The organism is Stenotrophomonas pavanii (assembly GCF_900101175.1).
Classification (GTDB): Bacteria; Pseudomonadota; Gammaproteobacteria; order Xanthomonadales; family Xanthomonadaceae; genus Stenotrophomonas; species Stenotrophomonas pavanii.
The window spans coordinates 214525-233986 of sequence record NZ_FNFQ01000007.1; the positions used below are offsets into that span (position 1 = coordinate 214525).

At 67.4% G+C, this 19462-nt stretch carries 18 protein-coding genes; 6 read left to right on the forward strand and 12 right to left on the reverse strand.

The window, feature by feature from the left end; genetic code table 11:
• Positions 1–133: 133 nt before the first annotated feature.
• From BLS66_RS13690 to BLS66_RS13710, 5 genes are all read right to left on the reverse strand, one after another.
• The gene (locus tag BLS66_RS13690; protein WP_057493813.1) at positions 134–1549 is read right to left on the reverse strand and encodes a cryptochrome/photolyase family protein; all 1416 of its coding nucleotides are present in this window, start codon (positions 1547–1549) and stop codon (positions 134–136) included.
• An 89-nt stretch (positions 1550–1638) separates the two neighbouring features.
• Positions 1639–2253, reverse strand: coding sequence for an inorganic diphosphatase (locus BLS66_RS13695; RefSeq protein ID WP_074726100.1), 615 nt, complete (start codon positions 2251–2253; stop codon positions 1639–1641).
• A gap of 10 nt (positions 2254–2263) precedes the next feature.
• A complete protein-coding gene (locus tag BLS66_RS13700) occupies positions 2264–3613 on the reverse strand; it encodes a purple acid phosphatase family protein (protein ID WP_244152999.1) in 1350 nt (449 codons plus the stop codon).
• Between the two features lie 14 nt (positions 3614–3627).
• Positions 3628–4743, reverse strand: coding sequence for an NHL repeat-containing protein (locus BLS66_RS13705; protein ID WP_074726102.1), 1116 nt, complete (start codon positions 4741–4743; stop codon positions 3628–3630).
• On the reverse strand, positions 4743–7256 hold the full coding sequence (locus BLS66_RS13710; RefSeq protein ID WP_425513294.1) for a TonB-dependent receptor: 2514 nt from the start codon (positions 7254–7256) through the stop codon (positions 4743–4745). Before BLS66_RS13710 ends, BLS66_RS13705 begins: the two co-directional genes overlap by 1 nt.
• A 219-nt stretch (positions 7257–7475) precedes the next feature.
• Between BLS66_RS13710 and upp the strand changes: the two genes are divergently transcribed.
• Together upp and BLS66_RS13720 are read left to right on the forward strand one after the other, a co-directional pair.
• Entirely contained in the window at positions 7476–8108 is a 633-nt protein-coding gene (upp, locus tag BLS66_RS13715; RefSeq protein WP_005409099.1) for a uracil phosphoribosyltransferase, read from the forward strand.
• A 186-nt stretch (positions 8109–8294) separates the two neighbouring features.
• Entirely contained in the window at positions 8295–8588 is a 294-nt protein-coding gene (locus BLS66_RS13720; protein ID WP_046430010.1) for a PsiF family protein, read from the forward strand.
• A 77-nt stretch (positions 8589–8665) separates the two neighbouring features.
• Here the strand turns inward: BLS66_RS13720 and BLS66_RS13725 are convergent, their stop codons facing one another.
• From BLS66_RS13725 to rsmD, 6 genes are all read right to left on the reverse strand, one after another.
• Positions 8666–9553: an MBL fold metallo-hydrolase gene (locus tag BLS66_RS13725; RefSeq protein ID WP_057493818.1), complete on the reverse strand. Its 888-nt coding sequence runs from the start codon at positions 9551–9553 to the stop codon at positions 8666–8668.
• A gap of 118 nt (positions 9554–9671) precedes the next feature.
• Positions 9672–11402, reverse strand: a complete 1731-nt coding sequence (ggt, locus tag BLS66_RS13730) for a gamma-glutamyltransferase (RefSeq protein WP_057493819.1) — start codon at positions 11400–11402, stop codon at positions 9672–9674.
• On the reverse strand, positions 11399–11680 hold the full coding sequence (locus tag BLS66_RS13735) for a YfhL family 4Fe-4S dicluster ferredoxin (protein WP_010484376.1): 282 nt from the start codon (positions 11678–11680) through the stop codon (positions 11399–11401). The genes ggt and BLS66_RS13735 overlap by 4 nt, the downstream gene beginning before the upstream one ends.
• 132 nt (positions 11681–11812) lie before the next feature.
• Positions 11813–12304: a hypothetical protein gene (locus BLS66_RS13740; RefSeq protein WP_005409092.1), complete on the reverse strand. Its 492-nt coding sequence runs from the start codon at positions 12302–12304 to the stop codon at positions 11813–11815.
• A gap of 60 nt (positions 12305–12364) precedes the next feature.
• Positions 12365–12874, reverse strand: coding sequence for a pantetheine-phosphate adenylyltransferase (gene coaD, locus BLS66_RS13745; RefSeq protein ID WP_005416145.1), 510 nt, complete (start codon positions 12872–12874; stop codon positions 12365–12367).
• Between the two features lie 26 nt (positions 12875–12900).
• On the reverse strand, positions 12901–13479 hold the full coding sequence (gene rsmD / locus BLS66_RS13750) for a 16S rRNA (guanine(966)-N(2))-methyltransferase RsmD (protein WP_057493820.1): 579 nt from the start codon (positions 13477–13479) through the stop codon (positions 12901–12903).
• Between the two features lie 634 nt (positions 13480–14113).
• Between rsmD and htpG the strand changes: the two genes are divergently transcribed.
• Entirely contained in the window at positions 14114–16003 is a 1890-nt protein-coding gene (gene htpG / locus BLS66_RS13755; protein WP_057493821.1) for a molecular chaperone HtpG, read from the forward strand.
• 180 nt (positions 16004–16183) lie between these two features.
• On the opposite strand, the gene BLS66_RS13760 is transcribed toward htpG, so the two are convergent.
• Complete coding sequence (locus BLS66_RS13760) at positions 16184–16483, reverse strand: hypothetical protein (protein WP_057493822.1); 300 nt, start codon at positions 16481–16483, stop codon at positions 16184–16186.
• Between the two features lie 129 nt (positions 16484–16612).
• Here BLS66_RS13760 and ftsY point away from each other — a divergent pair, with 129 nt between their 5' ends.
• From ftsY to BLS66_RS13775, 3 genes are all read left to right on the forward strand, one after another.
• Complete coding sequence (gene ftsY / locus BLS66_RS13765) at positions 16613–17911, forward strand: signal recognition particle-docking protein FtsY (protein WP_057493823.1); 1299 nt, start codon at positions 16613–16615, stop codon at positions 17909–17911.
• Positions 17912–17993: 82 nt separating this feature from the next.
• Positions 17994–19118 carry an A/G-specific adenine glycosylase gene (gene mutY / locus BLS66_RS13770; RefSeq protein ID WP_049468736.1) on the forward strand — a complete coding sequence of 375 codons (1125 nt, stop codon included), beginning with the start codon at positions 17994–17996 and terminating at the stop codon, positions 19116–19118.
• Between the two features lie 5 nt (positions 19119–19123).
• Positions 19124–19393, forward strand: coding sequence for an oxidative damage protection protein (locus BLS66_RS13775; RefSeq protein WP_019661206.1), 270 nt, complete (start codon positions 19124–19126; stop codon positions 19391–19393).
• The last annotated feature ends 69 nt before the right edge of the window (positions 19394–19462 follow it).

The following is a 19462-nucleotide window of genomic DNA, read 5'->3' on the forward strand; positions in this document are numbered from 1 at the left end:
TCCTTGTTTTCCGGTCGGGCCGGCGGCTTGCGGGCGCAGAGAGAATAAACAGCCCGATGCGATGTCGGGATGATGATCGGTCACGGCGACAGGGCCGCGTTCAGCTAACTGACTGGATCACCCACGCGGCCCTTTACCCTGCTCCCGACTGGCGGTAGGCGGCCAGGGCGGCATTGCGGCCAGCAGCCAGATCCACCAGCGGGGTGCGCGGATAGCCCGGCGCGTGCGTGGCCAGCAGCTGCGGGTGCTGCCATGGCGCGAAGCGCGCCTTCACCGGCAACGCCGCCAGTTCGGGCACCCAGCGGCTGATGTAGCGGGCCTGCGGATCGAACTTCTCGGCCTGGGTGACCGGGTTGAACACCCGGAAGTACGGGGCCGCGTCGGCGCCGGTACCTGCCACCCACTGCCAGCCCATCGTGTTGTTGGCCAGGTCGGCATCGACCAGGGTGTCCCAGAACCAGCGCGCACCATGCAGCCAGTGGGCGCGCAGGTGCTTGCACAGGTAACTGGCCACGATCATCCGCACCCGGTTATGCATGTAGCCGGTGTGCCACAGCTCGCGCAGGCCGGCGTCGACGATCGGCACGCCGGTGTTGCCGCGCTGCCAGTGGTGCAGCTGCGCTGCAGTGGGCGTGGCCCAGGGGAAACGGTCAAACCGTGGGTTGAGGTTGTCGGTGGGTGTCTTCGGGAAGTGATGCAGCAGGTGATAGGCGAAGTCGCGCCAGCCCAGTTGCCGCAGGTAACCATCGATGTCGGCATCGGTGCCTGCAGTGCGCAGCCCCTCCAGCGCATGGGCGATGCGCCACGGCGCGATCTCGCCAAAATGCAGATGGGGCGACAGCCGCGAGGTGCCCACGCGATCGGGCAGATCGCGCTGCTCGCGATAGCCACGCAACGCGCCGTCCTCGAACACCGACAGCGCGTCCAGCGCACCGGCCTCGCCCGGCTGCCAGTGCTCCCAGAAGCCGGCATCCCAGTCCAGTGTCGGTGCCAGCTGGAGATCCTCCAGCGCGAGGCTGTCCACCGTGTGCGCCGCCATTGCCTTCGGTGCGGCCTGCAGCGCCGGCAGGCGCCAGTGACTGAGCACGTTGCGCCAATACGGCGTAAATACCTTGTAGGGCTGGCCCTGCTGGGTGGCAATGTCCCAGGGTTCGAACAGCAGGCTGCCGTTGCAGCTCTGCGCGTCGATGCCCTGCTCGCGCAGCGTGCGCTTGATGGTGGCGTCGCGTGGCTGCGTGGCCGGCTCGTACTTGCGGTTCCAGTACACGGCTTCGGCGCCGGCCTGCTCGATCAGGGCCTGCAGGGTCGGCAGGCTGTCACCGCTGCGCAGCACCAGCGCGGAACCGCGGGCGCGCAGGTCGGTATCCAATGCAGCCAGGGAACGGTGCCGCCACGCATCGGAGGCCGCACCCGGCGCCCATTCACCTTCTTCGTGGGGCGCATGGATGTAGACCGGCACCACATCGTGCCCCGCCTCCAATGCGGCCTGCAGGGCCGGATTGTCCTGCAGCCGCAGATCACGGCGGAACCATACCAACGCTACCGACACAGACACCGCCCCCGTTGTTGAAGGCGGACATGATAGCCAGGGGCAGTGAAGGAGATGCGCGCGCCAGGCCATCCACGCATGGCATGGATCTACTTGCCGAAGCGCTGCATCGCCTCGCTGATCAGCGCACGCGCTTCAGCAGCATTGCCCCAGCCATTGAGCTGCACCGGGTTGCGCCCGGCCGGCAGGTCCTTGTAGACGCGGAAGAAGGCCTCGATGCGCTGCCGTTCGACCTCCGGCAGATCCGCCAGGTCGCGGATGCCGGCGTAGCTCGGGTCGACCTTGTCGGTCGGCACGCCGATGATCTTCTCATCATGCTCGCCGCCGTCGATCATCTTCAGGTAACCGATCGGCCGGAAGCGCACGATTACGCCCGGATGCAGCGGTTCGCGGGTCAGCACCAGCGCGTCCAGCGGATCGTTGTCACCGGCCAGGGTACGCGGCATCGAGCCGTAGTTGGCCGGATGGGCGACCGGCATGGACTGGAAGCGATCCACATGCACCAGGCCATCTTCCTTGATCTCGTACTTGGTGAAGCTGCCGGCCGGAATCTCCACCGCCAGATTCACTTCCTGCGGGGCCTGCTTCGGCTGGGCGACCAGGAAGGGATGCAGCACGGTATCGGCGGCGGCTACCGCACTGGCCAGCAACAGCAGGGACGCGCCGATGGCAGCCAATGGAATGATGCGACGGGGTGTGGTCATCAGTGCGTCCTCATTCCCAGCAGCGGTCGGCACGACCCTTGGCAGTCTGCGCACGCGGACAGTCGCGCGGTGCGATACGGCCTTCGCTCAGCTCCGTGCGCTGCTTGCCGCCCCTGGCGTCGCGGCGCAGTTCGAAGGCATCGTAGAGACGCCCGGTCACGGTGCGCGCCTCGTAGCGCAGGTGCTGCGGATCGATAGTCAGCACCTGGAACAGCTGGGTGTCCTCGGCTACCGGATCCATCGTCTTCCGTGCCTCGTCGGAAAGGCGATACTGCTTCGGCCCGGCCACGGTCACCACGTACTGTGGCGTCGCGGCCTGACCCTCGCCACGGCGGCCATAGGTGTGATCGTGGCCCTGCAGCACCAGATCGACGTTGTGGCGGCGTACCACCGGCAGCAGCACGTCACGCAGCGCGGCGTTCTCGCGCCCTTCGCGCGGCGAGTAGAACGGCTGGTGCAGCAACACGATGGTCCATGGCTGCGGATTGCCGGTCAGCACCTTGTCCAGCCACTGTGCCTGTGCCCTGGCGGTGCCCAGATCGAGTGCCGAGGTGCCATCGACCACGGCCACACGCACGCCCTGCGCATCGAACCAGTAGCTGGTCTGCTGCGCGGCGGGGGCGCCATTGCCCGGCAGCGCGAACGTGACCGGCCAGTGCCGGCCCAGCACGCGGCGCTCCTGCGGGGTGTCCTCGAATTCCTCGAAGTACTCATGGTTGCCGATCGCCGGGGCTACCAGCGTTTCCTGCGCCAGCCAGCCGGTGGCGGCAAACCACTCGCCCCATTCGCTGTCGTCCATGTTGTCGCCGCCGCTGACCAGATCACCGGCGAACAGGCTCATGCGCGCCTGCGGTGCAGCCTTCTGCGCGGCACGCACCACCCGGCTGACATGGCTGACGTTCTTGTTCTGGGTATCACCGAAGTACAGCAGGGTCAGCGGCTGGTCGGCCGCGGCCAGCGTGCGCAGCTGGTTCCAGGCACTCCAGCTGCCATGGCCCTGCACGCGGTAGACATACAGGGTGTCCGGCTGCAGGCCGCTGACGTCGGCGCGGTGATGATGCGACAGACCGTTCTCGGTCTGCAGCGCGCGGGTCGTCGCGCGTACCTGTCGGATGCCATCGATGGCGGGCGAATCACCGGCCAGGGCGATCTCCAGCAGGGGCGCCTGCACGCTGCCATCGGTACGCCAGGCCACGGCGAACCCGTGGCTGGGATCGGCCGCCGGCGAGGCGACGATGCGGTCCGGCACCGGAGTCGCTGCGTAGTGGTGGCTTCCGGTCGGCACCTGGGTGTTCGGTTCGGCCGCGGCCCACGACAGCGACGGCAACGCCAGCAGCAGGCCCAGCGCCAACCTGCGCATCACGCACTGCCCGCTCATGCGCCACACTCCAGCGGCAATGCCAACTGCTTGGCGATGCTCTCCCAGTCGAAGGCCACCACGCCCTGGTCGTCGTGCACGGCGTACAGCGCACCATGCGGGAAGCGCGCGCTGGGCTGCTGCATCATCCAGATGCCATCGGTGTTGGCCACGGTATTGCCCTGGAACGCGCCGACCGGTTTCAGCGTGTGCCGGTCGAACAGGTGGAACACGCTGCGCTGCTTGCCCTGTTCGGTGGTGATCCACCAGCCGTCCTTGCCACAGGTGCGCAGGGTCACGCCTTCGGCCTGTGCCTTGAACACGTCGCGGCCGAAGGTGGTGCCAGTGAAGCGGCCCGTCAGTGTGTAGACCTTGAACTCGCTGGCGTAGCGCTCGTCCTCCTCGGCAATCAGCAGGCGATCGTTCTCGGGGTCGCCCCAGATCGACTCGACCACGCGCAGCGCACCGGCCTCGGTGGTGTCACCGATACTGGCGACAAGGTTCGCTTCGACCTTCGCGCCGTTGCGGGTCACGTGGTACTGGCGCACGCGCTTGTCCAGCTCGGCCAGCGGCGGCAGGATGTCACGCCCCTGCGCATCCTCGCCGTTGTCCCAGGAGTCGGTGACGTAGACGCCGTAGCCATCGGCACGGCGGTCGACCCACAGCCCGTACGGCTTGCGCAGATCGCCCGCAGCGAACGTCGCCAGCGGCGCGAAGTCCGGCAGGCTCAGCACCTGCACGCGGTGGTTGTCGCGCTCCACGATCCATAGCAGGTCGTCGGTCACCGCAATGCCGTTTGGGCGGTCGAACTGTCCCGGTCCGGTGCCGCTGCTGCCGACGTCACGCAGGTGCCGGCCGGTGCTGCCGTCGTAGACCACCAGCTTGTCGGTGGCCTTGGCCGTGGCGATCAGCCACAGCGTGCCGTCCGGGGCGCGCCAGGCCGCCGGCGAGTCGATGTTGTCGGCCGGGGTCATCGGCGTGAGGAAGGCTTCGGCGAGGGTGGTCACCCCGCGCGCGCCACTGGCGGCCGGCGCGGCCGCTCCCGCGACCGGATCGTTGCCGCTGGCCGGCGTGCAGCCGGCGATCAGCGTGGCGGCCAGCGCCGCGGCCAGGACGGCACGGCTGCGCCCCATCACAGCGCCACCTTCAGGCCCAGCGCATAGGTGCGGCCGTATTCTTCCATCTGCAGGGTGCGCGACCGCGTGCCCTGGTACAGCTCCAGCGGCTTGTCCAGCAGGTTCTGCGCCTCGAAGTACATGCTCACCCGCGGGGTGAACTTGTAATCCAGCGAGAAATCGAGCTGGGTGTTGGGTGCCACGTAGATGTCGAACGCGCGGCCCTTGCCGATGCTGTCCAGGTACTCGCTGCGGTATACCGCCGCCAGGCGCGTGCTCACGCCGTACTTCTCATAGCCGATGTGTGCGCTGTAGACATGCTTGGAGGCGCGCGGCAGGGTGAAGTCCTCGCCCGCACGGTCCTTGATACCGGCATCGAACGTGGTGTCCAGCCAGGTGCCACTGGCACCCACCAGCAGGCCATCCAGGCCGTCCGGCAGGAAGGCCAGCTGCTGCTGCCAGTTGAATTCCGCACCCCGCACGGTGGCGTTGCGGCCGTTGATTGGCTGGGTCACGTCGAACCCGCCGTAGGCCGGATCATTGGTCCGCACAGTTTCCACGATGTAGCCATCGATCGACTTGTGGAACAGGCCGAGCGACACGATGCCGCTGCTGCCGATGTACTTCTCCACCGACAGGTCGATGTTCTTCGACTCGTACGGGTCCAGTTCCGGATTGCCCAGGCGCACTTCCTCGTCACCGCGGCTGTAGCCCACGCGCGGCGAAACGTCGCCGAAGGACGGGCGCGATACGGTCTTGTTGGCCGAGGCGCGCAGCACCCAGTCATCGGCCGCGTCATAGCGCAGGTGCAGGCCCGGCAGCACGTTGGTGTAGCTGCTGTTGGCCACGCGCGGGGTGACGGTGAAGCTGCGGCCGTTGGCGGCCACGTCCACCTGGTTGCCGATCGCCTTGAAGCGGGTGTTCTCCACGCGCACGCCGCCGATGATGCGCAGCGCGCCCACGTCCCAGGTACCCATGGCATAACTGGCGAAGATGTCTTCGCTGGCCACGTAATCCTCTTCCAGCGACGTCATCGCATTGCCGCCGACATCCTGCGGACGGGCGCTGTACTGACTGCCGCTGGCCGCCCAGAACGCGCGCATCGCGGCCGAGTCCATGCCGTCCCCCATGTTGCCGTGGCGGTGCTCCGGCGAGGAGGTGGTCCAGCTCGACAGCGCCACCTTCGGGCCGACACGCAGTTCGCGCTCATCCACATTGACGTCGCGGTCGCGCCAGCGGCCCAGCAGACCGAACTTGATGCTGCTGCTGTCGCCGTCGAAGCGCACGTTGACCTGTGCGCTGTGCTCCTTGTCGTTCACCTGCTTGGGCGAGAGCACGAAGCGGTCGAACGCGTAGTTGCTGTTGTCCAGCCACTGCGGGTTGTCGAAGCTGTAGCTGGGCAGGCGGCTGCGCTGGTCCAGGGTGCCGTTGAAGACCTTGCCGTTGAGCTTGAAGCGCGCCTCCATCTCGTCGTTCACGCGCTCTTCGGTACGGGTATAGCCGATCCGGTAATCGACCACGGCGTGGGTCAGCCGGTTCTCGCCACCGAGGCTGGCCGCGAACGTGTTTTCCTTCTTGGTGCGGTAGCGCATGCGCTTGTCGATCGAATCCTTCGGCATGCCGTCCAGGCGGTACTGGTCGGTGCCGGTCTTGACCATCTTCGCGTCGTCGAAGTTGAAGATCACGCGCTGGCGGGTCTCCGCATCATCGAACTGGCTGTACAGCGTGCGCAGGTAGTACTTGCTGTCTTCGTTCGGGCGCCAGTCGAGATTGAGGTTGGCGCCGATGCGCTTGCGTTCGATCTCATACTTGCGGTGCTGCAGGTTGATCGCGGTCACGTCGCCCGGCGCGGCATCGTCCTCGCCGTCATACTCCACTTCGGTGTTGTCCGACTCGAACTTCCGCTTCTGGTAGTTCACGCCCAGCGCCACGCCGAAGGTATCGTTGAACACTTCGCTGTAGTTGAGCGCCGCCTTGGGGCTGGTCTCGCCGGACAACTGCTGGTGGCTGCCCTCGATCTTGCCACGCAGGCTGCGACCATCGCGGTCGAAGGCCGACGCCGATTCCACCAGCACGGCGCCACCGATGGCATCGCCAGGCATGTCCGGGGTGGGCGATTTGACCACGCGCAGGCGCTCGGTGGAGTCGGACGGGATCACGTCCAGAGGTGCGGCGCGACTGGAATCTTCCGGGGTGCCGACGGCAATGCCATCCACGCTGACGCTGTTGAGATTGGCGTCCAGGCCGCGGATGACCACGAAGCGGCCCTCGCCCTGGTCGCGGGTCACGCTGACACCCGGCAGGCGCTGCAGTGATTCGGCCACGTTCTTGTCCGGGTACTGGCCCAGGGCGTCCGAGGAAACGGCATCCTCGATGGCATCGCTGCTGCGCTTGAGGTCGACCGCGCGGATCTGCGACTCGAGCTGGGCGCGTACTTCGATGCGGTCCAGGTCGACCGCGTCGGCGGCCACGGCGCCGGTAGCGGCTACCGCCTGCTGCCCGGCCGCCTGCAGCGGTGCCGCGGCCCCCATCGCCAGGGTCAGGGTGATGGCAACGGCCAACGGAGTCTTGATATGCACTGGGAATCCCCATTCCTGTTAAGAATGGGTCTGCACGGTATGTCCGCAAGGTTGCATGGCCATGACATGCGCCTGCACATTTCGGGTCACGCCGCTGCGGAGCCGGTTTGGGATTCGACACGCCGATCCGGCAAAATGGCGTCCTCTCTCTCATTTCCCCCTTCCCCGACCATGAAGATCGTCGAAGTGCGCCACCCGCTGGTGCAGCACAAGATCGGCCTGATGCGCAATGCCGCGCTCAGCACCAAGGATTTCCGCGAACTGGCCAACGAGCTGGGTACGCTGCTGGCCTACGAGGCCACCGCCGACCTGGACACCGAGCCGCACACCCTGCCCGGCTGGGCCGGCCCGGTCACGGTGCAGCGCATTGCCGGCGCCAAGATCACCGTGGTGCCGATCCTGCGCGCCGGCCTGGGCATGCTCAGTGGCGTGCTGTCGCTGATCCCGGCCGCCCGTGTCAGCGTGGTGGGCCTGCAGCGCGATGAGGAAACCCTGCAGCCGGTGCCCTACTTCGAGCGCCTGACCGGGCGCCTGGAAGAGCGCGACGCGCTCATCCTGGACCCGATGCTGGCCACCGGCGGCACCCTGATCGCCACCATCGACATGCTCAAGCGCGCCGGCGCCCGCCGCATCAAGGGCATCTTCCTGGTGGCCGCGCCGGAAGGCATCGAGGCGGTCAAGGCCGTGCACCCGGACGTGGAGATCTACACCGCGGCCATCGATGCCCAGCTCAACGACAAGGGCTACATCCTGCCGGGCCTGGGCGACGCCGGTGACCGCATCTTCGGAACCCGCGTCGGATAATCCCGGTGAACGGGTCGGATCCCTCTCCGCAGGAGAGGGCTCTGACCCGCCATCCGCTCGCGGGCGCGCTTCGCCGCGGCACGTGAACGCCCGTGGACGCGGGCGTGGCCGACGCGTGATTCTTCACGTGGCCTTACCGGTCGGAAGCGAATGCTCCGCGCACCCGCCACCGCTTGGAGCATTCCGATGAAAGCCTCTTTCCTGCTGGCCGCCGTCCTGCTGGTTGGCCTGCCCCTGGCTGCCAATGCCACCACCCCGCAGCAGCAGCGCATGGCCGAATGTTCGGCCAAGAACAAGGGGCTGAAGGGTGATGCCTACAAGACCGCGCAGAGTTCCTGCCTCAGCGGCCACGCCGCCGAAACCAAGGCGGTCAATCCGCAGCAGGAACGCATGCGCAAGTGCAATGCCGACGCGGGTGCGAAGAAGCTGGCCGGTGATGCGCGCAAGACCTTCATGAGCAGCTGCCTGAAGTCGTCGTAGCGATCGCGTCCGATCGGAACGTCGCAAGGCGTGGATCGACACACCCATGGATGGCCGGGCACTGCCCGGCCATTTCATTACCCCAGGGCGCGCGCCTTCAGCTCGCCCTGCTCGTGCAGGGTCACGAACCGTCCCTTGTCATCCCGGCCCAGCTGCGCCAGTGCCACCTGCGGGTCGTGGGTGAAGAACAACCGCACGTTGCGCGCCAGCTTGTCTTCAAGGAACTGCCGCTTCTCGTCGATCAGCAGCTCGGCGTTGCGGTCGTAGCCCATGGTGATCGGCACGTGTACCCATGAGCGGCCCGGGATCAGGTCGGCACAGAACACCACGCCACCATGCGCACTTTCGCCAGCATGCGCGTGCCCGACGATCTCGGCCAGCATCAGGCCCGGCGTATGCCCGTCGCTGTAACTGAAGCGTACGCTGCGGCCGAGCGCCTTCGAGTATTCGCCGTCGACCACTTCCAGGCGGCCACTGGCCTGCAGCAGGCCCGGCAGTTCCGGAATGAAGCTTGCGCGATCGCGCGGGTGTGGCTGCACGGCGCGCTGCCAGTGCTGCGCGCCGACCACATAGGTCGCGTTCGGGAACAGCAGCTCGGGATCACGGCCTTCGCTCCACGCCGCCAGCAGGCCGCCGGCATGGTCGAAGTGGAGGTGGCTGAGCACCACCACGTCGATATCCTCATGCTCGAAACCGGCTTCGCGCAGGGAATCGATCAGTACGTGCTGGCTTTCCTGCACCCCGTAGCGCTCACGCATGCGCGGGTCGAAGAACGCGCCGATACCGGTTTCAAACAGCACCGTCTTGCCTTCCAGCGGGCTGGCAAGCAGTGCACGGCAGGCCAGCTCGATACGATTGAGCTCGTCCGGTGTCGCCCATTTTTCCCACAACGCGCGCGGCGCGTTGCCGAACATCGCGCCGCCATCGAGGCGCTGCGAGTTTCCACGAATAGACCAGAGTTTCATGCGTCGATTATCGGCGCCGGCTCGTTAAATAATCGCTAGACGGCAACAGAAAACCCCGCCGGCAAAGGCGGGGTTTCGGTATCAACCGGATTGCCGGCCAGTGGCCGGCACGGCGGGATCAGCGCGCCGGCACAACCTGGGCGCTGCCCACCGGGTTGCGGGGGTCGCTGCCGCCGAACAGTCGGTTCGACTTGCGATCCCATTCCACGGTCTGCAGGTTGCCCCACACATGGCTGGACCCACGACCGCCTGCGGCAACGTCGCCGGGCAGGTCGATCTTGTGACCCATTGCCTGCAGCTGCCTGACCGTTGCCGGGTCGAACGCATCGTCCTCGGCTTCGATCAGGTCCGGCAACCACTGGTGGTGGTAGCGCGGCAGCGCGGCAACCTGCTGCGCATCCAGCCCGGCGTCATAGCCCAGGATGCCCAGCAGCACCATGGTGATGATGCGGCTGCCGCCCGGCGTGCCCAGCACCACCACCTTGTCGGCGTTCTCCATGAAGGTCGGGGTCATCGAGCTGAGCATGCGCTTGCCTGCCTTCGGTGCGTTGGCCTCGTAACCCATCACGCCGAACGCATTGGGCGTGCCCGGCTTCAGCGCGAAGTCGTCCATCTCGTTGTTCAGCAGCACGCCGGTGCCCTTGGGAATCAGGCCCGAGCCGTACAGCAGGTTGACGGTCTGGGTGGCGCCGACGCGGTTGCCATCGCGGTCGATGATCGAGAAGTGTGTGGTCTCGTCATCTTCCAGCGGCGTGGGGTTGCCGGACAGCAGGTCGCTGGGCGTGGCCTTCTCCGGGTGGATGGTGGCACGCAGGCCCTGCGCGTAGTCCTTGCTGGTCAGCACTTTCTGCGGGATCTGCACGAAGTCCGGATCGCCGAGGAAGAACGTGCGGTCACGGTAGGCGCGGCGCATCGACTCCACCACCAGGTGGGTGCGGTGCGCCGGGTCCATCTTCCTGATGTCCCAGCCTTCCAGGATCTGCAGCATGCTGGCCAGCGCGATGCCGCCGGACGACGGCGGCGGCGCGGTGGTGATCTTCCAGCCGTTGTAGTTGAACACGATCGGCTCGCGCTGCTTGACCCGGTAGCCGGCCAGCTCTTCAGCGGTCCACTTGCCGCCGGCCTGCTTCACGCCGGCCAGCAGCAGCTTTCCGGTCTGGCCCTTGTAGAAGCCATCAAAGCCACCCGCAGCCAGGCGCTCCAGCGTCTGCGCCAGCTCCGGCTGCTTGAACAGGTCACCGGTGGCGATCGGCTTGCCGTTGCGCAGGTAGACCTCCCGCGTGCCGGGATAGCGCTCCATCACTTCACGCCGCGACGCATAGCCCTTGGCCATGCGCTCGTACACCGGGAAGCCTTCGCGCGCGATCCGGATGGCCGGTTGCAGCGAGGCCGACAGCGGCAGCTTGCCGTGCTTGGCCGACAGCTCGACCAGCGCTGCGGGCAGGCCCGGGATGCCGGCCGACCAGGCGCCGTTGACCGAACGATCCCGGTCCAGGTTGCCCTGCTTGTCGAGGAAGGCCTGCGGGGTCGCGGCGGCCGGGGCCGTCTCGCGCGCATCCAGCATCACGTCCTTGCCGGTGGCCGCGTCGTGCAGCAGGAAGAAACCGCCACCGCCCAGCCCGGAGCTGATCGGCTCGACCACCGCCAGCGTGGACGATACCGCCACCGCCGCGTCGAAGGCGTTGCCGCCCTGCGCCAGGATATCGATGCCGGCCTGGGTGGCCAGCGCGTGGCCGCTGGCAATGGCCGCGCCATCGGGGCGTTCGGCACGGGCCGGGCCGTCGGCCCAGGCAACCGGGCTCAGCAGCAGGCCGAGCAGCAACAAGCGGCGGACGATCAGCGTCTTCATTCGGATGGGGGCTCCGCGTAGAGTTCGGGGTGATCGTGCTGCAGTTGGCGCAGCTTGGCCAGCAGCTGGTCTTCCGTTTCCACGATCTCCGGATCCGGGTCGATGCACTCGACCGGGCAGACGACCACGCACTGTGGTTCGTCGAAATGGCCCACGCACTCGGTGCAGCGGGCAGGGTCGATCACGTAGATGGTTTCACCCATCGAAATGGCCTGGTTCGGGCAGGCCGGCTCGCAGACGTCGCAGTTGACGCAGAGCTCGTTGATTTTCAGCGACATGGCGATACTCCTCGCCCGCGCCTTGGGACAAAGGACCGGCCAGCGCGGGCGCGCGGGCCGGTCAGGTCATCAGCGGCACCCTTGCGGGGCGCCGCCCGGGCCATGCCGGGGCATGGCCGCCATGGCTCGGTATTACTTGGCTTCGACGAAAATGTACTCGGCGCCGGTCGGCTGGATCGCCGCCTGCACGCGGGCGTTGTCGGCCGATTGGCCGATGAAGACGACGCGCACGCCCTTCATCGAATCCGGCGACACGTCCTTGAACACGGCCTGGATCATGTCAGCCATCTTGCCCGAGGCCGACGAACCGAAGGCCAGCATGTTGCCCGGCTGCACGCCACGGGCCACGGCCTGGGTCGCGCTCTCGGTCTGGCGCTCGTACTTGGCCTGGAAGTCCGGGTCCGATTCCGGCGACAGGTAGTACAGGAACGGGCTGTTGGTGATGTTGCCCATGTTCTGGATCGCCACTTCCTGCAAGTACTTCTTCCAGCCGGCATCGTCATCCTTGGCCGGAGCGACCAGGGCCTGCTTGGCTTCGTCGACCGGAGCGGCCTCTTCCTTCTTGCAGGCGGTGAAGGCCAGGGCCAACGAAGCGATCAGCATCGCGCGCATGGTGGTGTTCATGGGTTTCCTCCCGGAGTGGTGCGTGGTGGTGTACGTAATGGGGTGCGGATACAGCGGGGCCTACGACTGTGCCGCCTTCGCTTCGCGGACCTTGCGCAGGGCTTCGAGCACCGCGGCCGGCACGAAACCGGACACGTCGCCGCCCAGGCGCGCGATCTCGCGGACCAGCGAGGACGAAATGAAGCTGTGCTGCTCGGCCGGGGTCAGGAACAGGGTCTCGACCTCGGGGATCAGGTGGCGGTTCATGCTGGCCATCTGGAACTCGTACTCGAAGTCGGACACCGCGCGCAGGCCGCGCAGCAGCACCCCGCCCTGGACCGAACGTACGAAATGGGCCAGCAGCGTGTCGAAGCCGATGACCTCGACATTGCCGTGATGGGCCAGGGCGCCACGTGCCAGCTGCACGCGCTGTTCCAGCGGCAGCGCCGGGCCCTTCGACGGGCTTTGCGCCACGCCGACCACGACCTTTTCGAACAGCGGCGCAGCCCGGCTCACCAGGTCGATATGGCCGTTGGTGATCGGGTCGAACGTGCCGGGGTAGACGGCGATGCGGCGGTTGGCCACGGTCATGGGCGGTAGCAGATGTTCAGATGAGGTCAAAGTGTAGCAGTGGCGCGGCGGTACAGGGCAAAGCGCACCTCGCGGGTGCCGCCCTCCCGGTGCAGCAGCCAGTCCGGCGGCAGCACCGGCACGTGGCCGGCCGGCGATTCCAGGTACAGCCAGGCATCGGCGGCCAGGTGCCGCGGCAGCTGGGCCAGTACGTCCTGCCACAGGCCATCGGCAAACGGCGGGTCGATGAACACCAGGTCGGCCTGCTGCGCCGGCGCGCCCTGCAGCCAGCGCAGGGCGTCGGCCTGCACGACAGTGATCTGGTCCACGGCCTGCAGCTTGGCCACGGCGGCGGCCAGGTTACGTCCCAGCCGCGCATCGCGCTCGACCAGGGTGGCGTGGGCGGCGCCACGCGAGACCGCCTCCAGGCCGAGCGCACCACTGCCGGCGAACAGGTCCAGCACCCGCGCACCACCCAGCTTGGGCATCAACCAGTTGAACAGGGTCTCGCGCACGCGGTCGCTGCTGGGCCGAAGGCCTGGCAGGGTCGGCACCGGCAGCCGGGTGTTGCGCCAGCGCCCGCCGATGATGCGGACCTGGCCGTCGTTGCCCCCACGGCCGCTCATCGGCGCCCCCGGCGGGAGGTATTCAAGAATTTCAGCATGAGCGGGATTGTAGTTCGGCCGGGCTTTGCCCGGCACCCGCAGAGGCCGAAGCAACAGCCAGAGCAATGGCAAAAGCTGGTTTCCTGTGGGTAGGCGGGGTGGGCCAGGTTGTGGGGGACGCCGTAAACCCGTCCATGGGGGCTTGGCCGCGGCATCCATGCCGCGGACACCCCCACAACCTGACCCACCCCGCCTTCGACAGTTTCCTGCGATCTGTCGGAACAACTCTTGGGGTCAGATCCGTTTTCCTGCGGAAAACGGATCTGACCCCAGATTTATTTCGATATCTGACAGATGTGTCGACCAAGGTCGACACCTACCAACAGCCGAGTGAACCTGTCAGAGGCGGGGCGGTGTGGGTTGGCAGGACCGTTGGCGCCATCGAGCCCCCATGGATGGGTTCACGGCGTGTCCTGCCAACCCACACCGCTCCGCCATCCCACGGATAGCCCGCTGTTGCTGTTGCTGTTGCATCGGCCTCTGCAGGTGCAGGGCTGCAAGCCCTGCCGACCAACCCCTTGATTTCCGGACAATCAGCCCTACCCCTTGGCGAGGCCGCACGCGCTGGCGCGGCATTGCAAACGGAGCCTTATCGATGACCGAGACGACCCAGACCGAAACCCTTGGCTTCCAGACCGAAGTCAAGCAGCTGCTGCAGCTGATGATCCACTCGCTGTACTCCAACAAGGAGATCTTCCTGCGCGAGCTGGTCTCCAATGCCGCCGACGCCGCCGACAAGCTGCGCTTCGAGGCCCTGACCCAGCCAGCCCTGCTGGAAGGTGACAGCGAGCTGCGCGTGCGCGTCAGCTTCGATCCCACCGCCCACACCATCACCATCGAAGACAACGGCATCGGCATGAGCCGCGCCGAGGCCATTACCCACCTGGGCACGATCGCCAAGTCCGGCACCGGCGACTTCCTGCGCCAGCTGTCCGGCGACCAGAAGAAGGATTCGCAGCTGATCGGCCAGTTCGGCGTCGGCTTCTACAGCGCCTTCATCGTTGCCGACGAAGTGGAAGTGACCTCGCGCCGCGCCGGGCTGCCTGCCGGCGAAGGCGTGCGCTGGACCTCACGCGGCGAAGGCGATTTCGAGGTGGCCACCGTCGACAAGCCCGAGCGCGGCACCCGCATCGTGCTGCACTTGAAAGACGGCGAGCACGACTTCGCCGACGGCTGGCGCCTGCGCAGCATCCTCAAGAAGTACTCGGACCACATCGGCCTGCCGATCCAGATGCCGAAGGAAGGCGAAGAAGGCGCCGCCGTCGAGTGGGAGACCGTCAACCGCGCCAGCGCACTCTGGACCCGTCCGCGCACGGAGATCAGCGACGCCGAATACACCGAGTTCTACAAGCACGTGGCGCACGACCACAGCGACCCGTTGGCGTGGAGCCACAACAAGGTCGAAGGCAAGCTGGAGTACACCTCGCTGCTGTACGTGCCCGGGCGCGCGCCGTTCGACCTGTATCACCGCGATGCCCCCAAGGGCCTGAAACTGTACGTGCAGCGCGTGTTCGTGATGGACCAGGCCGAACAGTTCCTGCCGCTGTACCTGCGCTTCATCAAGGGCGTGGTCGATTCCAACGACCTGTCGCTGAACGTCTCGCGCGAAATCCTGCAGTCCGGCCCGGTCATCGATTCGATGAAATCGGCGCTGACCAAGCGTTCGCTGGACATGCTGGAGAAGCTGGCCACCGACAAGCCCGAGCAGTACGCCACGTTCTGGAAGGAATTCGGCCAGGTGCTGAAGGAAGGCCCGGCCGAGGACTACAACAACCGCGAGAAGGTGGCCGGGCTGCTGCGCTTCGCCTCCACCCGCGGCGACGGCGATGCGCAGACGGTGTCGCTGGCCGATTACCTCGGCCGCATGACCGAAGGCCAGGACAAGATCTACTACCTCACCGGCGAGAGCTACAGCCAGGTGCGCAACAGCCCGCACCTGGAAGTCTTCCGCAAGAAGGGCGTGGAAGTGCTGCTGCTGACGGACCGCATCGACGAATGGTTGATGGGCTACCTGACCGATTTCGACGGCAAGGGCTTCGTCGACATCGCACGTGGCGACCTCGACCTGGGCGCACTCGAAAGCGAAGCCGACAAGCAGCAGCAGGAAGCAGCGGCGAAGGAAAAGCAGGGCCTGGTCGAGCGCCTGAAGACGGTGCTCGGCGATGAGGTGGCCGAAGTGCGGGTTTCGCACCGCCTGACCGATTCGCCCGCGGTGCTGGCCATCGGCGAACAGGACCTGGGCCTGCAGATGCGCCAGATCCTCGAAGCCAGCGGGCAGAAGGTGCCGGAAAGCAAGCCGGTGCTGGAGATCAACCCGGGCCACCCGCTGATCGCCAAGCTCGACGCCGAAGCCGATGGCGCGCGCTTCGACGACCTCGGCCGGGTGCTGTTCGACCAGGCCGCGCTGGCCGCCGGTGACAGCCTGAAGGACCCGGGTGCCTATGTGGCCCGCCTGAACAAGCTGCTGCTGGAACTGTCGGCCTGACCGACAGGGTGGCGCCGGGCATGGCCCGGCCTACCCGGCGATGCTCTGGTAGCGGCCAACCTTGGTTGGCGCCCAAAAGGCGTGCCAACCATGGTTGGCACCTACCGAGGTGGGTCGAGCGTGCCAACCAAGGTTGGCACCCACCAGGCGCGGCAGTTGGCACCTACCGAGACGGGCTGATCAAACCTCGCGATCCAGCAGCGAACCCAGCATCTGGTCCTGGCGGCGGATGACCGCGGCATTGGCGGCGAAGGCCACTACTTCGGCCTTGGCCGCCAGCAGATCGCCCAGGGGGGCGCCCGGATCGGGGGCGGCGCTGGTCACCGCCGTCGCCACCCCGCCCTGCGCCACCGCATTGCGCTGCAACTGCAGGCGCTGCGCATCGGGGGTGGCCAGGTTGGCCACGTTGTGCGCGGCCACCTGCATGCCCTGCTGGGCCGCGCGCATGCCACCCAGAGCGGTTCCCATCACGTTGTCCATGGCGGTCTCCGGGCCGCACGCCGCAGCCCTCCTGACCGGTTAACGGCCGGCACGCCGCGACCTTGAGTCCACATCGGCCCGACAGGCCCGAGTGGTAGCATATCCCCCTGATTTCAGCGCCTTTTGCCAATGCTCAGTTTTTTCCGCCGCAAGAAGCCCCAGGACGCCGCCGCACCGGACGCGCCCAAGACCCAGCACTACTCGGCTGAAGAGCTGGCGGCGGCGTTCCCGTCAGCCGCCCCGGCCGAGGACGCGCCCACCACTGCGGTGGCCGAAGCCGTAGCGCCGGTACCCGTGCCGGAACCGGCCCCCGTCGCGGTACCGGCGCCGGTCACCGAAGTGCCCGCCGTGCCGGCTGCGCAACCGGTCATCGCGGCCGAGGATGTCCAGGCCGAAGCGCTGGCCGCCGCCGCCGTGCTGGCCCCGCTGGCTCCGGTCGTTCCGGCCGCGGAGCCGGCCGCCCCGGCCGTCGATCTGCCGGCGCTGGTCGATGCCCCGCCAGCCCCGGCCGGCAAGCCCGGCTGGCGCGAACGCCTGCGCAACAGCGTCATCGCGCGCAGCTTCGGCGGCCTGTTCTCGCGCAATCCCAAGCTCGACGACGACCTGCTGGACGAGCTGGAGACCGCACTGATCACCGCCGACGTCGGCGTAGGTGCCACCACCGACCTGGTGGAAGGGCTGCGCAAGCGCATGAAGTCGCGCGAGTTCGCCGACGCCAATGCGCTGCTGGCTGCGCTGCGCGCCGAGCTGATCGCGATCCTGCAGCCGGTGGCCAAGCCGCTGGTGATCGACCGTGCTGCCAAACCCTTCGTGGTGCTGACCGTCGGCGTCAATGGCGTCGGCAAGACCACCACCATCGGCAAGCTGGCCAAGCGCTTCAAGGATGACGGCCACAGCCTGATGCTGGCCGCCGGCGATACCTTCCGTGCCGCTGCCGTGGCCCAGCTGCAGGCCTGGGGCGAGCGCAATGGCGTGGCCGTGGTCGCGCAGGGGCAGAACGCCGATGCCGCGTCGGTGGCGTTCGACGCGCTGCAGGCCGGCAAGGCACGCGGCACCTCGGTGCTGATCGCCGACACCGCCGGTCGCCTGCACACCCAGTCCGGCCTGATGAACGAGCTGGGCAAGATCCGCCGCGTGCTCGGCAAGATCGACCCCACCGCACCGCACGAAGTGCTGATGGTGATCGACGGCACCACCGGCCAGAACGCGCTGTCGCAGCTGCGCCAGTTCAATGCAGCGGTGAACGTGACCGGCCTGGTGGTGACCAAGCTGGACGGCACCGCCAAGGGCGGCGTGGTGTTCGCGCTGGCCCGCGAGTTCGGCATTCCGATCCGCTTTGCCGGCATCGGCGAGCGCCCGGAAGACCTGCGCGTGTTCGACCCGGAAGCGTTCGTCGATGCCCTGCTGCCTGAAGCGCTGGGCGCCTGATACACCGCGCCGCCACGCATGACGTGGCGCTACTGAGATCTGGTAGCGCCACCCCATGGGTGGCTGCCTCTCTGGAACACCCATGCCCCGCCAGCCGCACGCCAGCGCCGGATCCCCGCACACCGACGACTTCGTCGCCCGCCTGCTGCACTGGTTCGACGACCACGGCCGCCACGACCTGCCCTGGCAGCATCCGCGCAGTCCCTACCGGGTCTGGCTGTCGGAGATCATGCTGCAGCAGACCCAGGTGGCCACGGTCATCCCGTACTTCCTGCGGTTCCTGCAGCACTTCCCGGCCTTGCCCGACCTCGCCGCCGCCAGCAATGACGCAGTGATGGCGCAGTGGGCAGGGCTTGGCTACTACGCCCGCGCACGCAACCTGCATGCCGCCGCCAAGCGCTGCGTGGAACTGCACGACGGCGACCTGCCGCGCGATTTCGACGCGCTGCACGCGCTGCCCGGCATCGGTCGCAGCACTGCCGGCGCCATCCTCAGCCAGGCCTGGAACGACCCGTTCGCGATCCTCGACGGCAACGTCAAGCGCGTGCTCAGCCGCTACCACGGCATCGACGGCTTCCCGGGCCTGCCGGCCATCGAGAAGCAGCTATGGGCAATCGCCGAGGCGCACGTAGCGCAGGTGCCGGCCGGGCGCATGGCCGATTACACCCAGGCGCAGATGGATCTGGGCGCGACGGTGTGCAGCCGCGCCAAACCGGCCTGCGTGATCTGCCCGCTGCAGGACGCGTGCGTGGCGCGGCGCGAGGGCCGCACCGCTGAACTGCCCACGCCCAAGCCGGGCAAAACGCTGCCCGAGCGCGAAGCGGTGGCCCTGCTGCTGCGCGACGCCCAGCAGCGCGTACTGCTGCAGAAGCGACCGGACACCGGCATCTGGGCGCAGCTGTGGACGCTGCCGCAGGCCGAGGCCGGCAGCGTGCTGCAGGACTGGTTCGATGCGCACGTGGAAGGTTCGCTGGAAGACGCCGAGGCGCTGCCGGTGCTGCAGCACACCTTCAGCCACTACCGGCTGCACCTGCAGGTACTGTCACGGCAGGTAGACGGCCTGCGCGTGGAAGAACCCACGCTGCGCTGGGTCGCCGCCGACGAACTGCCTTCGTTGGGCCTGCCGGCACCGATACGCAAGCTGCTCGACGGTGCCACGATCAGGACGCCGAAACGAAATTCCAAGAAACCCCGCAACCACGAGTGAGTGCCATGCCCCGAACCGTCTTCTGCCAGTACGAACAACGCGATGCCGAGGGCCTGGACTTCGTGCCCTACCCCGGCGAACTGGGCCAGCGCATCTTCAACAACATCGGCAAGCAGGCGTGGGCCGCGTGGCTTGCGCACCAGACCATGCTGATCAACGAAAACCGGCTGTCGCCGCGGACGCCGGAACATCGTGCGTTCCTTGAAGGCGAACTGGTCAAGTTCCTGTTCGAGAAGGACGCGGAAAAGCCGGCCGGCTTCGTTCCGGAAGCCTGACCCACAGGTAGTGCCGGCCGCTGGCCGGCATCGCGCAGATGCCAGGTTGCCGGCCAGCGGCCGGCACTA

What these genes read in the sequence shown, in the direction of transcription:
- ggt (WP_057493819.1), bottom strand. Translation starts at nt 11,402, where the DNA reads ATGAAGACGCTGATCGTCCGCCGCTTGTTGCTGCTCGGCCTGCTGCTG.
- BLS66_RS13725 (WP_057493818.1), bottom strand. Translation starts at nt 9,553, where the DNA reads ATGAAACTCTGGTCTATTCGTGGAAACTCGCAGCGCCTCGATGGCGGC.
- rsmD (WP_057493820.1), bottom strand. Translation starts at nt 13,479, where the DNA reads ATGAGCGGCCGTGGGGGCAACGACGGCCAGGTCCGCATCATCGGCGGG.
- BLS66_RS13735 (WP_010484376.1), bottom strand. Translation starts at nt 11,680, where the DNA reads ATGTCGCTGAAAATCAACGAGCTCTGCGTCAACTGCGACGTCTGCGAG.
- ftsY (WP_057493823.1), top strand. Translation starts at nt 16,613, where the DNA reads ATGCTCAGTTTTTTCCGCCGCAAGAAGCCCCAGGACGCCGCCGCACCG.
- BLS66_RS13740 (WP_005409092.1), bottom strand. Translation starts at nt 12,304, where the DNA reads ATGAACACCACCATGCGCGCGATGCTGATCGCTTCGTTGGCCCTGGCC.
- htpG (WP_057493821.1), top strand. Translation starts at nt 14,114, where the DNA reads ATGACCGAGACGACCCAGACCGAAACCCTTGGCTTCCAGACCGAAGTC.
- BLS66_RS13760 (WP_057493822.1), bottom strand. Translation starts at nt 16,483, where the DNA reads ATGGACAACGTGATGGGAACCGCTCTGGGTGGCATGCGCGCGGCCCAG.
- mutY (WP_049468736.1), top strand. Translation starts at nt 17,994, where the DNA reads ATGCCCCGCCAGCCGCACGCCAGCGCCGGATCCCCGCACACCGACGAC.
- BLS66_RS13705 (WP_074726102.1), bottom strand. Translation starts at nt 4,743, where the DNA reads ATGGGGCGCAGCCGTGCCGTCCTGGCCGCGGCGCTGGCCGCCACGCTG.
- BLS66_RS13710 (WP_425513294.1), bottom strand. Translation starts at nt 7,256, where the DNA reads ATGGGGGCCGCGGCACCGCTGCAGGCGGCCGGGCAGCAGGCGGTAGCC.
- BLS66_RS13700 (WP_244152999.1), bottom strand. Translation starts at nt 3,613, where the DNA reads ATGCGCAGGTTGGCGCTGGGCCTGCTGCTGGCGTTGCCGTCGCTGTCG.
- coaD (WP_005416145.1), bottom strand. Translation starts at nt 12,874, where the DNA reads ATGACCGTGGCCAACCGCCGCATCGCCGTCTACCCCGGCACGTTCGAC.
- BLS66_RS13695 (WP_074726100.1), bottom strand. Translation starts at nt 2,253, where the DNA reads ATGACCACACCCCGTCGCATCATTCCATTGGCTGCCATCGGCGCGTCC.
- BLS66_RS13720 (WP_046430010.1), top strand. Translation starts at nt 8,295, where the DNA reads ATGAAAGCCTCTTTCCTGCTGGCCGCCGTCCTGCTGGTTGGCCTGCCC.
- upp (WP_005409099.1), top strand. Translation starts at nt 7,476, where the DNA reads ATGAAGATCGTCGAAGTGCGCCACCCGCTGGTGCAGCACAAGATCGGC.
- BLS66_RS13775 (WP_019661206.1), top strand. Translation starts at nt 19,124, where the DNA reads ATGCCCCGAACCGTCTTCTGCCAGTACGAACAACGCGATGCCGAGGGC.